Genomic DNA, 13,628 nt, shown 5'->3' with positions numbered 1-13,628 from the left:
ACGCCTCAGTTCGCAATTGGGTACGCGCCTGTCTACGCGTCGCAACCCAAGGTCGCGCGGAGCTACCGCGCGTCACCCTAGCGCTCATCCGTCACTTCACTGCCCACTAGGATCTCCTGACCGGACGGAGGCCGTCGCCACGGGGGTGCCGGCAGCGAAGCGTCCCGTTCGTCAAGAGGGATTGGTACGTCGGTGAGCCAGATCGTCATGAAGCGTCCGCCGCGAACCCTTCCGGCGGAGGTGCCCACCGATCCGGTGGAACTCGAATCCCCGCCGGAGCTGCCCAGGGGGCAGCAAGAGGGCATGCTGATGCAGATCCTGCCGATGCTCGGCATGGGCGGATCGGTCGTCTTCTACTTCACCAGCGGCCAGCCGTTCATGCGCATCATGGGCATGGTGATGATGGCGTCGACGCTCGCGATGGCCATCGGCGCGATCGTCCGCTACCGCCGCGGTTCGCAGGGTCAGATGGCGGACGTCCGCCGCGACTACCTGAAGTACCTCGCCCAGACCCGGCGCAAGGTCCGCACCACTGCGGGCAAGCAGCGCGACGCGCAGTTCTACCTCCACCCCGCCCCTGACCAGCTGTGGTCGCTGGTGGCCGAGGGCAGCCGGGTATGGGAACGGCGCATCGGCGACCCGGACTTCGGCCAGGCCCGCCTCGGACTCGGCGCCCAGCAGCTCGCGACGCCGCTGATCGCCCCCGATACGGCACCCGTGGACGAGCTGGAGCCGCTGACGGCCGGCGCCATGCAGCAGTTCCTGTCCGTGCACAGCACACTGGACGGCCTGCCGATGGCCGTCTCGCTGCGGGCCTTCTACCACGTGACCATCTCCGGTGAGCGCGATTCCGTGCACGGAGCCGCCCGCGCGATGGTCGCCTCCCTGGCCGCCCTGCACTCGCCCGACGATCTGGTCATCGCGGTGGCCACCGGCGCGGACGCGGCCGGCCGCTGGGAATGGGTCAAGTGGCTGCCGCACGCGCAGGCGGCGGGCGCGGCCGACGGCGCGGGCTCTCCGCGCGTCATCTCCCAGAGCATGTACGACCTGGAGACGATGCTCGCGACCCACCTCGAGGGCCGCCCGCGCTTCAGCCCCGAGGGCCAGCCGCTGCTGGACAGTCCGCACGTACTGATCGTGCTAGACGGCGCCAACGTGCCTCCGACCTCGCTCCTGGCCTCCCCCGAAGGTCTGCAGGGCGTCACCGTCGTCGAGGTCGTGGAGGGCGAGCTGAGCGCCCCGCGCGGTGGCCTGTCGGTCGTCGCGCGCCCCGGAGCGCTGCGCCTGGAGTCCGGCCGCGGCATCGTCTACGACGGCACCCCGGACAGCCTCTCCCTGGAAGCCGCCGAGGCACTGGCGCGCCAGCTCGCCCCGCTGCGGATGGGCGCCGGCGGAGACGACGACGCCCCGCTCCTGGCCAACCTCGAGTTCACCGATCTCCTCAATTTGGGTGACGCCGCGTCCGTGGACACCCAGCGGACCTGGCGCCCCCGTTCGCAGGCCGAGCGGCTGCGCGTACCGATCGGCGTCGGCGAGGACGGCCAGCCGGTCATGCTCGACCTCAAGGAGGCGGCGCAGGACGGCATGGGGCCGCACGGCCTGTGCGTCGGCGCGACCGGCTCCGGCAAGTCCGAGCTGTTGCGCACGCTCGTCCTCGGCCTCGCGGTCACGCACACCTCCGAGACCCTCAACTTCGTCCTCGCGGACTTCAAGGGCGGTGCGACCTTCGCCGGCATGTCCGACATGCCGCACGTCGCGGCGGTCATCACCAACCTCGCGGACGACCTCACCCTCGTCGACCGTATGGGTGACTCCATCCGCGGTGAACTGAACCGCCGCCAGGAGATGCTCCGCGACGCGGGCAACTACGCCAACATCCACGACTACGAGATGGCCCGCGCGGCCGGCGCCCCGCTGGAACCGATCGCCTCCCTCGTCCTCGTGATCGACGAGTTCAGCGAACTGCTCACTGCGAAGCCGGACTTCATCGACATGTTCATCCAGATCGGCCGCATCGGCCGCTCCCTGGGTGTCCATCTCCTCCTCGCCTCGCAGCGCCTCGAAGAGGGCCGGCTGCGCGGCCTGGAGACCTACCTCTCGTACCGCATCGGTCTGCGCACCTTCTCCGCCGCCGAGTCCCGTGCGGCCCTGGGCGTCCCGGACGCGTACCACCTGCCGTCCGTGCCCGGCTCCGGATACCTGAAGTTCGGCACGGACGAGATGACCCGCTTCAAGGCGGCGTACGTGTCGGGCATCTACCGCTCCGCCGGCGCCCACACGGCCACGCCCGCGGGCCCGGTGCCGGCAGCACGCCGCCCGGTCCTGTTCACTGCGGCGCCCGTGGCCGTCCAGTACGCCGAGCCCGACCCGGCCGCCGTACCCGAACCGCGTAGCCCCGCCGACGACGACGCGCTCGCCGACACCGTCCTGGACGTCATCGTCCGCCGCCTGGAGGGCCGCGGCACGCCCGCCCACCAGGTGTGGCTGCCGCCCCTGGACAAGGCGTCGCCGCTCGACGAACTGCTGCCCGGCCTGACCACCACCCAGGACCGCGGGCTGACCGTCCCGGACCCCGCACAGCAGGGCCGCCTGATCGTCCCGCTCGGTCTCGTGGACCGCCCGTTCGAGCAGCGCCGCGACCCGCTCTACCGCGACTTCTCCGGCGCCGCAGGCCACATGCTGATCATCGGCGGCCCGCAGTCCGGCAAGTCCACGCTGCTGCGTACCCTCATCTCGTCCTTCGCCCTCACCCACACCCCGTACGAGGTGCAGTTCTACGGCCTGGACTTCGGCGGCGGCGGCATGTCCGCCGTCTCCGGTCTTCCGCACGTCGGCGGCATCGCCTCCCGCCTGGACCCCGAGCGTGTCCGCCGCACCGTCGCCGAGGTCGCCGGCATCCTCAACCGCCGCGAGGAGTACTTCCGCGCCCACGACATCGACTCCATCACCACGTACCGCCGGAAGCGGGCACGGGAGGAGATCACGGATCAGCCGTGGGGCGATGTCTTCCTGGTCATCGACGGCTGGGCGAACTTCCGCAGCGAGTACGAGTTCGCCGAGGCCCTGGTCTCCGACATCGCCGCGCGCGGCCTCGGCTACGGCATCCACGTCGTGATCGCGGCCTCCCGCAGCATGGAGGTCCGCGCCGCCCTCAAGGACCAGCTGATGAACCGGCTGGAGCTGCGGCTCGGCGACACCATGGACTCCGAGTTCGACCGCAAGGTCGCCGCCAACGTCCCGCCCGGCGTGCCCGGACGCGGACAGACGCCGGAGAAACTCCACTTCATGGCCGCGCTCCCGCGCATCGACGGCAGCAGTACCGCGGAGGACCTCTCCGACGGCACCGCCGCGATGGTCCGCACGGCGGCCGAGCACTGGCAGTACCAGCCGGCCCCCGCTGTCCGCCTCCTCCCCCGGGAACTGCCCGCGCACCACCTTCCGAAGGGCCACGAGTTCCCCGAGCGCGGCATCGCGTTCGGCATCGACGAGACCGACCTGCAACCGGTCTTCGTCGACTTCGAGACCGACCCGTTCTTCCTTGTCTTCGGCGAGAGCGAGTCGGGCAAGACGGCCCTGATCCGGCTGCTGACCAAGCAGATCTCCGAGCGGTACCACCCCGACGAGGCGAAGATCGTCGTCGGCGACTACCGCCGCTCCCTGCTCGGCGCCGTACCGGACTCCCACCTCCTGGAGTACGCGCCCATGGCGAACTCCCTGCAGCCCCATATGGAGGCACTCCAGGGCCTGATGAACCGGCGCGCACCGGCTCCGGACGTCACACCCCAGCAGCTGCGCGACCGCAGCTGGTGGTCGGGCCCCAAGGTCTTCATCGTCGTCGACGACTACGAACTCGTCGCGACCTCCAGCGGCAACCCGCTGGCCCTGCTCACCGAAAATCTGCCCTTCGCCCGGGACATCGGCATCCGCTTCATCATCGCCCGCAGTTCGGCCGGTGCCTCCCGCTCGATGTTCGAGCCCTTCATGCAGCGCATCAAGGAACTGGGTGCGCAGGGGGTCGTCCTTTCGGGCGACCGGAACGAAGGCGACGTACTCGGCGGGGTCCGCCCCCACCCGCTGCCCGCGGGCCGCGGCTACTTCGTCTCCCGCAAGCGGGGCACGCCACTGGTGCAGCTGGGGTGGATGCCCGAGCAGTGAGCACGATGGGGCCGGACGCCCGGATCCGGGTCCGGCCCCTTGATACGTTGATCAGACAGAACCGAAAATGACCCGCGACCCGCGCCGCACGAGGTACCCGCCGGTACCGCGAGGCCTCCAGGACCGGGTCCCGCACTACGGGGGAGCGGACATCCATGTCCTTCCACGACGAGTGGGCCTCGCTCAAGGCCGAGGCCGCGGCGTCCCGCCAGGAGAACGCCCGGATGAGCCTGGCGAGCGCCAATGGGGGTGGCGGCGGGGCCGATGACGGCAAGAAACTGCACGTCACACCGTCGGTGCTGAAGGAGCGGGCGAAGAATGCCATGACCGTGCGGCATGACTTCGCCACCGCCGACGACGCGGCGATGAAGGAGATCAAGTCGGCCCGGAAGGGACTCGACGGCTTCGAGTCGGCCACCGGCATCGACGCCTTCACCGAACGCTGGAAGAGCCAGATGGACTACCTCATGGGCGTACTGGAGCACCAAGTGGCGGGCCAGCTCCGCGGGGCCGCCCAGTCCTTCAAGTCCCAGGACCTCGCGCAGGCCGCTAAGCAGAAGCCCGACGAGGGCGACAGCAAGAAGAAGTGACCGGGGACCGGCCTCAGCCGGGCCCCGCAGCTCCCCCACTACGTCGCTCTGAACACCGGATCGGACCATGCTGAGCTACGCCACCGTCATCGGCGCCAATCTCTCCCACCTCTCCACCGCCGTCGAGAAGTGGAAGAAACTCCCCGGCGAATTCGACAAAGCCGCCACCGCCTTCCGCACGACCGTGACGAAGGGTCTGCAGGACTCCAACTGGAAGGGCGAGACCGCGAAGGCCGCCTTCCACAAGTTCGAGCTCGTCGAGAAGCAACTCAAAGCGGCGTCGGACGAGGCGAAGGACATCCACGGCCTTCTCGACGACGCCCTGGAGCGCTTCAAGTCCGCCAAGAGCCGCCTGGAGGCCGTGCGCACCGAGGTCGGTGACTCCGCCGACCTGCGCATCACGGAAGGCGGTCGCGTCGTCCCGAAGGGCGATCCCGGCGACAAGGACTACGAAAAGGCGGAGAAGAAGCACGCCGAGGACATCACGCACTTCCAGGAACGCATCACCCGCGCCCGCAAGGACGCCACCGATGCGGACGACGCCCTCAATTGGGCCCTCCAGCAGGACCCCAACGGTGCCAAGCACGGCTTCAACTCCAACGGCGCCGACAGCATGAAGGACGCGCTGGCCGGCGAGAAGGCGGCGGCGAAGGACGCCGACGCCGCGGTGAAGCTCGCAAGCCTGGACAAGCTGAGCGACAAGCAGTTGGCGCACCTCAACGCCTACCTGGCCAAGCACAAGAACGACCCGGTATTCGGCGAGCGCTTCGCCACCGAACTCGGCCCGAAGAAAACCCTGGAATTCTGGCGCAACATCGCCGATCCGGGCGGCGGAATGGGCCCGCAGGCCCACCCCGACCGCCTGAAGGCAGTCGCCAAACTCCAGGACAATCTCAGCTTCACCCTCGCCGCGGCCACCCGCACCGAAAGCCCGGCCATGCACCAGTGGGAAAACTCCGTCATCAAGTTGGGCGACAACCAGTTCAACGGTCCCGCCGCCAGCACGAACGCGCCCTTCGGCTACCAGGTCATGAGCAATCTGATGCGCAAGGGTGACTTCGACGACCAGTTCCTCGACAAGTACGGCAAGTCACTCCTGCACTTCGAGAACCAGCAGCAGGAAAAGAACGGCATGAGTCCGACAGACCTCTGGTCCCGCAACCGAGGCCAGCTGAACTTCGGCGCCGAGAACGACTTCGGCAGCGACCCCATGACCGGCCTCATGGAGTCCCTCGGCCACAGCCCCGACGCCTCCACCGACTTCTTCAACGATAAATTCGAAGGCGGCGACGGCAAGCAGCACTCCATCTTCAACTACCTGGTCAAGGGCGGCGACAACAACCGCGAATGGTTCGTCGACGGCGAACTCCAGGGCGAGGGGAAGGTTGTCGCCGGGTACAAGTCAATGGGGCATGCGCTGGAGGCGGCGACCATCGGCTACCCCTACGACGACAAGCCGTCGGGCGCCGAGCTGACCGACCATCGCAACAAGGACACTGCCGACGTCATGAAGAAGGTCATCGCCGCTTACACCGGCGACGGCGACCTGATGAACAAGCAGCAGGGCGTCGCCGACAGCCTGGGTCGCATGGGGGCGGCCTACATCGACGACATCAACTACGGCGTCTCGGATTACGAATTTGACCACTCGGGGGAATACGGCAGCCCTGAGGAGACCCGTGCGCACTCACCTTTCAAGGCCGGATACAAGGGCGCGCTCAACATCAGTAACGGCGACGCCGTCGACTTCCTCAGCGTCATCGCTCGCGACAAGGACGCCCACGCCGCCGTCTCCATGGCCAACAACAGCTACTCGCTCAGCACCATGATGGACAACCCGCCCGATCGGGACGAGCACGGAATGCTTCACTACTCGGAAGCCAAGCTGACAGCACGTGTCAATGCAACGACGCAGAGCGTCCTCGACTACACCTACGGCAACCAGGTGGCCAGCGACTCCGACGCCAAACTCGAGGATTACAAGAGCAAGCTGGAAACGGGAGGAGACTGGGCCGGACTCGTAGCCGGCGGCGCATCGGGGCTGGCCGTGGGGATGTTCAACCCGGCTGCCGGAGCGGTGGTCGCACCCGTTGCTGCGGACACCGCGGGAGAGGCGTTCAACACTTGGTTCGGCGAAGAGTACAGCGCCGGCGCCGATGCCTCATCGAAGAAGTTCGAGGATGCCCAAGACAAGGACGAAGTACTGAAGGCCTACTTTGAGACCGGGTCTCGGAGGGCACGCATTCCGGGCGACATCTACGCACAGAACAACGGTCTCTCGACGGATGATAGAAATACCGTAATGAACGAACTGCAAGAGTCGTCCATCCTTGGTTACACATCGGGCAAGAACATTACGAACGACATGGGAATCAAGCCGTACGAGCACAAGGAAGACCACAAATGGTTCGGAATCTTCTGATCGCCGCAACCGTCGGCGCACTGGCCCTCGGGGCGACTTCGTGTGCGTCCGGGCCTGCCGACGATGAGGCCACGGCCAAGGCAGGAGACCTTTGCGGAATTGCCGGCGACTCCACGGCGAAGAATGCCCTGACCGACCTGCTCGGTACCTCCGCCCTGGAGACCGACCATGACGGTGATGTCTCAGAGGCTGCCAAAGAGATGAAGGATGGGCTTACTCACCCGCTGGGTGCGGGTGACGAGTCGGGAAGCGACGTCTGCTCCATTGCACTTCGTGACCAGCACGCAGGGGACGATCTCACGTTCAGCTTCGCCTGGCGCTACGCCTTCTCTCTTGAAGAAACCTCTGAAACATCGCCCGGCTCCACCTTTTACAACCTGGACGGGGCGGTAGGAGAATCTTCCACCGACCGCGCACGCATTTACGTGCCTTGTACGCCGCCAGGCGACTCCGCCTCTCCGGATCGCGACAGGTTCCTTCTTGCCCAGTCCGAGAGCGCCCTGCCACGCAATCGCGATGCCAAAGCCAATCCCCGCGACAACCAGATGACGGCGCTCCACGCCGTTGCCCGCAAGATGGCACATGAAGTCGGCTGTGCGAATGAACCGCTGAAGGCCAAGACTGACCTGACGCACTACGACACGCTGCAGGATGCGGCCCGCGCCAAGGCGTAAGCCGTGTCGGCCTCCGCGTGAGGCTCTCATGGCGGTTCCGGTGACAAACCGGAACCGCCAGGGAGGAACATCGGAGGACAGCAAACGGGGTGGGCACCTCCCGCGTATGCCCACCCCGCTCAATCCGGCCTCTGTGCCGGGCCGTGTTCAGATGTCGAAGTACGACCGGCCCTTCAGGTCCGTATGCCGGTAGTCGTCGCTGGCCTGATTGACCTGGGCGGCGATCTTCAACATGACGTTGAAGAGTTCGTCAGCCTGCTTGTCCCAGTTCGTCTGGACCCGGGCGTACGCCTGCTGCGCTTCGCCTTCCCAGGATTCGACGACCGACTTCAGTTCGGACTGCAGCATCTCCATGTCGCCACGGAGACGCTCAGCGTTCTTCTTGATGCCTTCCGAGGCGTTGTGCAGCGAACCGTAGGACACTGCAATATCGTCGAGATTGTCCAAGGACACGTCCGACCTCCTTCATATGTGCTGTCCACAGGGACGTTGAGCATCGGCACGCGGCGGGCGCGCCGGGGGATTCAGAGCGCGTTGAGCTTGGAACCCTGGGCGTATTGAGCGTTGTGGGAGTTCTCCTGGTAGGAACCCGCACCGACCATTCCGTCGCCGGCCTTGGAACCGTTGAGGTCGATGCCGCCCAGCGAGGCACGGATCGCCTCGTCGTTGGCGCCCGAGCCCTTACGGTTGGCGGCGACAGCGTCCTGGACGTGGCCCATCAGGTTCTTCAGGTTGCGGTGGCGCTGATTGATCTCCGTCTGAAGGTTCTGGAACTGAGCGGCACCGAGACCACGCCACTGGGTCTTCAGCATCTCCAGCATCCGCTCCAGGTCACCGACCTGGTTGTTCATGGAGTCCAGCACGTGCTGGATATTGCTCTCAAGCTTCTGCAGCCGTGCTGCACTTACCCGCTGCTTGTCGGACATGACCTACCTCTCTTGTTGTCCCGCTGAATGCCCGGCGCCGTTGTCGCACCGGGTTCGATGCGTGTCAGGCGCGCCGGCGCCGCAGAAAGACAAATGCACCGGCCGCCACGACCACCACGGCAACGCCCCCACCCACGACGCCCCAGAGCAGGCCGTTGCCGGAGTCTTCCTTGTCAGCCGCGACGCTCGCCTTGTCGCCGGCCTTGGCACCGCTCTCCGACTTACCCTTGCCGTCAGCAGGATCGGACGGGTTTGGGGAAGGTGACTTCGTCGGTTTGGTGTAGAGCGGGCTGTGGTTCGGATCGCCTGGATCGCCCTTGCCCTCGAGAAGATTGATCCGCGGACGGACCGCGCCATAGCCGATGTACTTGCTCGCCGAGTCGCTCTTCGCCTTCCGCCCGGCGGTCTCGATCAGTACGCGAAGTACCTGGTTGGCCGTCCACTTGGGGTGCTTGGACCAGATGAGAGCGGCGGAGGCGGAGGCGATGGCGCTCGCGCTACTCGTACCGCCATCGCCGTCGCAGTAGCTCTTGAAGGAGCTGTCGCACCACCTGGGGAGGCTTGTGCCGGGTGCGGAAAGCGTCGTGTAGTCCCCGTGAGTGGAGGTCTCACTCACCTCGCCGGATTCTGCAATCGACGCGATCCCTGCGACATCCGGGTAGGCGGCAGGGTAATTCTTTTCATTCTTGCCGCCCCCTTCGTTCCCATTGCTGGCCATAAGCAGCTTGCCTTTGTTCGCTGCGTACTTGATGGCCTCGTACTCGTCGATCGTGGTCAGGTTACCGCCGAAGGACATGTTGATGATCTTGGCATCGCTATCCGCCGCTGCACGGATGGCATCGTCTACACGATCCACCTTGTTGTGCGATTTCGCCTTCATGTCGGACAGCTCAACCCTGAAAGGGATGATTTTCGCTCCCGGCGCGAGCCCTTGGAGTCCACCGTTCTTACCACTGCCGGCAATCAATTCGGCCATGGTCGTGCCATGTCCCATGTAGTCGTCGGTCTCGTCTCCCGAAGCCCCCGCGAAATCCTTCCCAGGGAGCACTTGACCACGCAGCGACGCCGTTTCCGCATTGACTCCGCTGTCGATGATCGCGACCTTCACGCCGCTACCGGTACTGACCTGCCACATCGCCTTGGCCTGCATGTCATCCAGGTACCACTGCCGAGAACGCATGTCGTCAGCGGTGACGGCAGGGGCGAGTCCGGCCAGCCCCACGGTCCATGTGCACGAAGCGACCAGCATCATGGTCCAGCGTCGTCGTGACGCGCGCCACGGCCTTTCGGCGCGGACTCGCCTGTTCAGCATCGTCATACCTGTTCTCATCTGGGCTAGTCGATTACTGGCGGAACAATGTCGCGCCGCCGTGACGTCCATGTCGCTTGGTCTTCAGAGAGGTAGTCCGGTCGCTTCGTCCCGTCCCGTTCGGGATCCCGCCTCACCGCTGAAGTTCGCGGTGACGACACCGCCCCATTCGTGTCCGACTGCGCTTTGGCTCCTCTCACCAAGCCAGTGCCGCCAGGCGTGAAGTCCTTCGTGCCACGGCTACGGCCGTTGGCTGCCCGCGGGGTGCCCACAGCCCCGCCCGGGCTCGAGGTCAAGCGGCGATTGGCTGCCCCCGCCGAACCGACACCGCCCTGTCCCGAAGTCCCGCGCTCCCCGCCGATGACCGTGCCACGAGGAAGATGTCCGGCAGTCCTGCGATCCGCCGACCGCTGAGGCGTACCGCCGACAACCCCGTCGGGGCGACCGGCACGAGCGGTCCCCGGAGCAGTCGATCGACCGCTGCCCATGCCTACAGGACCGGTCCCTCCCGGATTCGGGCGACCAGTGATCGACTGTGGGACACGCCCCATCTGACTGTTCTGTCCCACGGCGCCGGAGCGTCCGCCTGGCGTGAAGCGTGACGCCTTCCGCACCGCCTCGGGAGACTGGATCACGCCTGGCCCCAGCGGGCCCGGCTGCATGGGGCCCGTCCCGCCAGGAAGCGGCGAGGGGCCGCCAGAGGGCGTGGTCGGGCGCAGCGATGGCTCCGGCGAAGGAGCCTGAGGCAGGGCGACGCTGTCGAGATCGGTTCCGACCTCATGGTCGGGTACCGACGCTACGTCCGTGCGTCGCGCTGACGGACTGGTGACGTGGGGGCCGGGTGCTGAACCTGCGCTCGCGCCCGGCTCCGTGACAGACCCGTACTCGGCGCCCCTTCCTCCCCTGGGAGGCCGTGGCACACCCACGTCCTGTGGTGGCTTGAACACCGGCGCGTCCCGGGAGGCGACTTCGAGCTGTTCCTCAGACATCCGGTAGTAGGAGCTGAGCTTATTCATCTCGTTGATGGCCTCTTGCCGGGCGGCCTCGCGCTTCGCGTCATCAGCAGCCTTCGCCTTGACGTAAGCGTCGCTGGTGGTCACCTGGGCGGGCGTGGGGATCTTCTTGACCTCCGTGCCCTTGCCGTCAGCACGACTGGGCATGGATTTCTGGATCGTTGTCAGCCCGATGCCCACATTGTCCATTTCCTTGCCGACAGCAGCCGCGTACTCCCCCAGCTTCAGAGTGTTCTTCGCAAGGTCCTTGGCCCAGCTCCGGAACGCCTTGGCCGACTCCCCCTCCCACTCCACACCGTCGAGGTGGTCGATCAGCTCCTGACCCGCCTGGGCGATCTGCTGGGAGACAGGACCGAGCGCGGCGGCCACACCGATCATGTCGCTGGGCCTGGCCGACTCGACCAGGTCGATCATGTCGTCCAGGTCGTGATTTTCGAAGTTGGTGCGGCCTCGGCCGCCACCTTTTGCGTGTTTCCCCACTGCCTTCGCCTCCCGACCGTTAGAGAGTCGCGTGCTTGTCGTCTCCGGTGGCGCGCTTGGACTCACCCTGCTTGTGCTCCGTGCGGGTCTTGTCCTGTTCCTCGTACCGCTCCGCGGTCCGGCTCTGGATGTCCCAGAAGCGCCGCTTCAGATCGTCCTCGAGATTGTCGAACCCGATGTTCGCGCCGATGATGGCGATGCCCATGGCCTCGATCTGCTCGTTGAGAGTGCGGGACAGCGTCGTGAGGTGAGTGTGCACCTTGGTGAACTGCTGGTGCAGCCCGTCGGCCTCGGCGAATGTGCCCGGGCCGGAGAAGACGGATCGGGAGAGTTCCAAGAGGGAGACTTCGTTCTGGGGGCCGTGCTCCAGCGACCTCAGGATGTCGTCGATGCGTTGCCGGAACCTGACCAGTGTGGCGCGCGCCCGCTTGATGTCCGCCGCGCCGGCACCGGTCCCCAACGGTCCCGCGTAGTCGTGCGGCTGCGTCGTCGCGTCAGCTTGTGACTGCTGTCCCACGAGTATCCCCCTTTACCCGCTCATCGTTTCATAGCTACGGCAACAGGTCATTCCTGTCCAGCAGGTATTGCCGTTACTTGGTGCAAATCTTACGGCGCGTGATGCTTGTGCCAGGTAGCGGTTCTGATGCTTCGCCAGCTGCCGCCCGAGCGCGACTGAACTGTGAGGACTTGCCCTGCAGGTATGTCTGGCGCGCCGCCCCGTCCCATTTGTTGGTCGCAAATCGGTGGGCAAACCGACGCCCCTTCTTTCAGCCTTGTCGGGGACGCCGCCCGCTGAGGCGACGGCGCCAGTCTCTGTGGACCAGGGCAGCACCCGCGATCACGGCCACCACTATCGACGCTCCGACGACCGCATACGTGGCCAGGCGTGCGTTGCGCTGTTCCACGGTCTCGCCCACGGAGGCCGGCGGGACGTCCGGAAGTGCGGCCTTCTGTACGCCGCCGCTCGGGGTCGGCTTTTCGGCGGGTGGACTGTCGTCCGTGAGGGCGCGGACGGGGTCGACCACGCCCCAGCCGACGTGCATGTCGTGACCGGGGACGGTGCGCTCCGCGGTCTGTTCGATGCGGGTGATGATGTTGCGGGCCGTCCACTTCGGGTACTTGGCCTTGAGCAGGGCCGCCACGCCGGCGACGTACGGGGCCGAGAAGCTCGTGCCGTTGTCGATGCAGTGGCCCCCCTTCGGCACCGTGGAGACCACGCTGACACCGGGGGCCGCCACGTCGACGAACTCGCCGGACTGGGAGAACGGCGCCCGTTCGCCGTTACGGTCGGAGGAGGCGACGGCCAGGACGCCGTCGTAAGCGGCCGGGTAGGTCTTCTTGACGTTGCCGCCCAGGCCGTCGTTCCCGGCGGAGGCCACGACGACGATGCCGCGGTCCACGGCGCGGTTCACGGCGTTCTCCAGTGCCCCACCGGACGCCAGCGGTTTATCGGTGTCCTGCGAGATGTTGATGACGTCGACGTGCTGCGAAACGGCGTAGTTGATGGCCTGGGCCATCGTCCCGGTGTCACCGCTGCCGTTCTCGTCGTTCTGCTTGATCGGCAGGATCGTCGCCTCAGGGGCGATACCGACGAAACCGGTGTGCGCCTTGTCGGGGCGGGCGGCAATGATGCCTGCGACCTTCGTGCCGTGGCCCACCGTGTCGGTCGTGCCGTTCGACTTGCCGACCGGCGCCGTCTGGCCGGACTTGTCCTTCTTCGGCTTCAGGAGGTTCGTGCCGTTACGGGTGTCGACAGCGCCTTTGAGCTGTTTGTTGCTGGGGTCCACACCGGTGTCGATGACCGCGACGGTCGCGCCCTTCCCCCGGCCCTCCTCCCACAGTTGGTCCAGCTGTACGCGCTGCAGGGGCCAGGGGGTGCCTTTGAAGGGCTTGGCGGGGAAGGTGCACTGAGTACTGTCGTCGGCGTACGCGCGTGCGGGGCCGAGTACGGCGGCCGGACCGGTCGCCGGGGCCGCCACGAAGGCCGCGGCCATGACCGCCACCGTCGCGCGGCGCCGCAGCGGTGTGCCGCGGAGAATGGAATCGGACTTCAGCACGT

The 13,628-nt window shown here is 66.6% G+C and carries 10 protein-coding genes; 4 read left to right on the top strand and 6 right to left on the bottom strand.

Annotated elements, in window-relative coordinates; translation table 11 throughout:
- The first annotated feature begins 192 nt into the window (after window positions 1-192).
- From eccCa to ACZ4MH_RS26625, 4 genes are all read left to right on the top strand, one after another.
- Window positions 193-4,155: a type VII secretion protein EccCa gene (gene eccCa / locus ACZ4MH_RS26640; RefSeq protein WP_351597691.1), complete on the top strand. Its 3,963-nt coding sequence runs from the start codon at window positions 193-195 to the stop codon at window positions 4,153-4,155.
- Between the two features lie 155 nt (window positions 4,156-4,310).
- Complete coding sequence (locus ACZ4MH_RS26635; protein ID WP_351597688.1) at window positions 4,311-4,745, top strand: hypothetical protein; 435 nt, start codon at window positions 4,311-4,313, stop codon at window positions 4,743-4,745.
- A 67-nt stretch (window positions 4,746-4,812) separates the two neighbouring features.
- The gene (locus tag ACZ4MH_RS26630) at window positions 4,813-7,167 is read left to right on the top strand and encodes a hypothetical protein (protein ID WP_351597685.1); all 2,355 of its coding nucleotides are present in this window, start codon (window positions 4,813-4,815) and stop codon (window positions 7,165-7,167) included.
- Window positions 7,149-7,841: a hypothetical protein gene (locus ACZ4MH_RS26625; RefSeq protein ID WP_351597683.1), complete on the top strand. Its 693-nt coding sequence runs from the start codon at window positions 7,149-7,151 to the stop codon at window positions 7,839-7,841. The genes ACZ4MH_RS26630 and ACZ4MH_RS26625 overlap by 19 nt, the downstream gene beginning before the upstream one ends.
- A 147-nt stretch (window positions 7,842-7,988) precedes the next feature.
- On the opposite strand, the gene ACZ4MH_RS26620 is transcribed toward ACZ4MH_RS26625, so the two are convergent.
- The 6 genes from ACZ4MH_RS26620 to mycP all read right to left on the bottom strand — a co-directional run bounded on the left by ACZ4MH_RS26620 (window position 7,989) and on the right by mycP (window position 13,626).
- Complete coding sequence (locus ACZ4MH_RS26620) at window positions 7,989-8,294, bottom strand: WXG100 family type VII secretion target (protein WP_351597680.1); 306 nt, start codon at window positions 8,292-8,294, stop codon at window positions 7,989-7,991.
- Between the two features lie 71 nt (window positions 8,295-8,365).
- Entirely contained in the window at window positions 8,366-8,767 is a 402-nt protein-coding gene (locus ACZ4MH_RS26615) for a WXG100 family type VII secretion target (RefSeq protein WP_351597679.1), read from the bottom strand.
- A 64-nt stretch (window positions 8,768-8,831) separates the two neighbouring features.
- Complete coding sequence (locus ACZ4MH_RS26610) at window positions 8,832-10,085, bottom strand: S8 family serine peptidase (protein WP_351597677.1); 1,254 nt, start codon at window positions 10,083-10,085, stop codon at window positions 8,832-8,834.
- A 17-nt stretch (window positions 10,086-10,102) separates the two neighbouring features.
- Complete coding sequence (locus ACZ4MH_RS26605) at window positions 10,103-11,569, bottom strand: hypothetical protein (protein WP_351597675.1); 1,467 nt, start codon at window positions 11,567-11,569, stop codon at window positions 10,103-10,105.
- Between the two features lie 19 nt (window positions 11,570-11,588).
- Window positions 11,589-12,086, bottom strand: a complete 498-nt coding sequence (locus ACZ4MH_RS26600) for a hypothetical protein (protein WP_351597673.1) — start codon at window positions 12,084-12,086, stop codon at window positions 11,589-11,591.
- Window positions 12,087-12,336: 250 nt separating this feature from the next.
- A complete protein-coding gene (gene mycP, locus ACZ4MH_RS26595) occupies window positions 12,337-13,626 on the bottom strand; it encodes a type VII secretion-associated serine protease mycosin (protein ID WP_351597670.1) in 1,290 nt (429 codons plus the stop codon).
- Window positions 13,627-13,628: the final 2 nt, after the last annotated feature.

This window comes from Streptomyces sp. NPDC026301, assembly GCF_055567935.1.
The sequence above is the reverse complement of the archived record's forward strand: the minus strand, read 5'-3'. Positions and strand labels throughout refer to the sequence as shown.

What these genes read in the sequence shown, in the direction of transcription:
- ACZ4MH_RS26615 (WP_351597679.1), bottom strand. Translation starts at nt 8,767, where the DNA reads ATGTCCGACAAGCAGCGGGTAAGTGCAGCACGGCTGCAGAAGCTTGAG.
- ACZ4MH_RS26625 (WP_351597683.1), top strand. Translation starts at nt 7,149, where the DNA reads ATGGTTCGGAATCTTCTGATCGCCGCAACCGTCGGCGCACTGGCCCTC.
- ACZ4MH_RS26610 (WP_351597677.1), bottom strand. Translation starts at nt 10,085, where the DNA reads ATGACGATGCTGAACAGGCGAGTCCGCGCCGAAAGGCCGTGGCGCGCG.
- ACZ4MH_RS26635 (WP_351597688.1), top strand. Translation starts at nt 4,311, where the DNA reads ATGTCCTTCCACGACGAGTGGGCCTCGCTCAAGGCCGAGGCCGCGGCG.
- ACZ4MH_RS26630 (WP_351597685.1), top strand. Translation starts at nt 4,813, where the DNA reads ATGCTGAGCTACGCCACCGTCATCGGCGCCAATCTCTCCCACCTCTCC.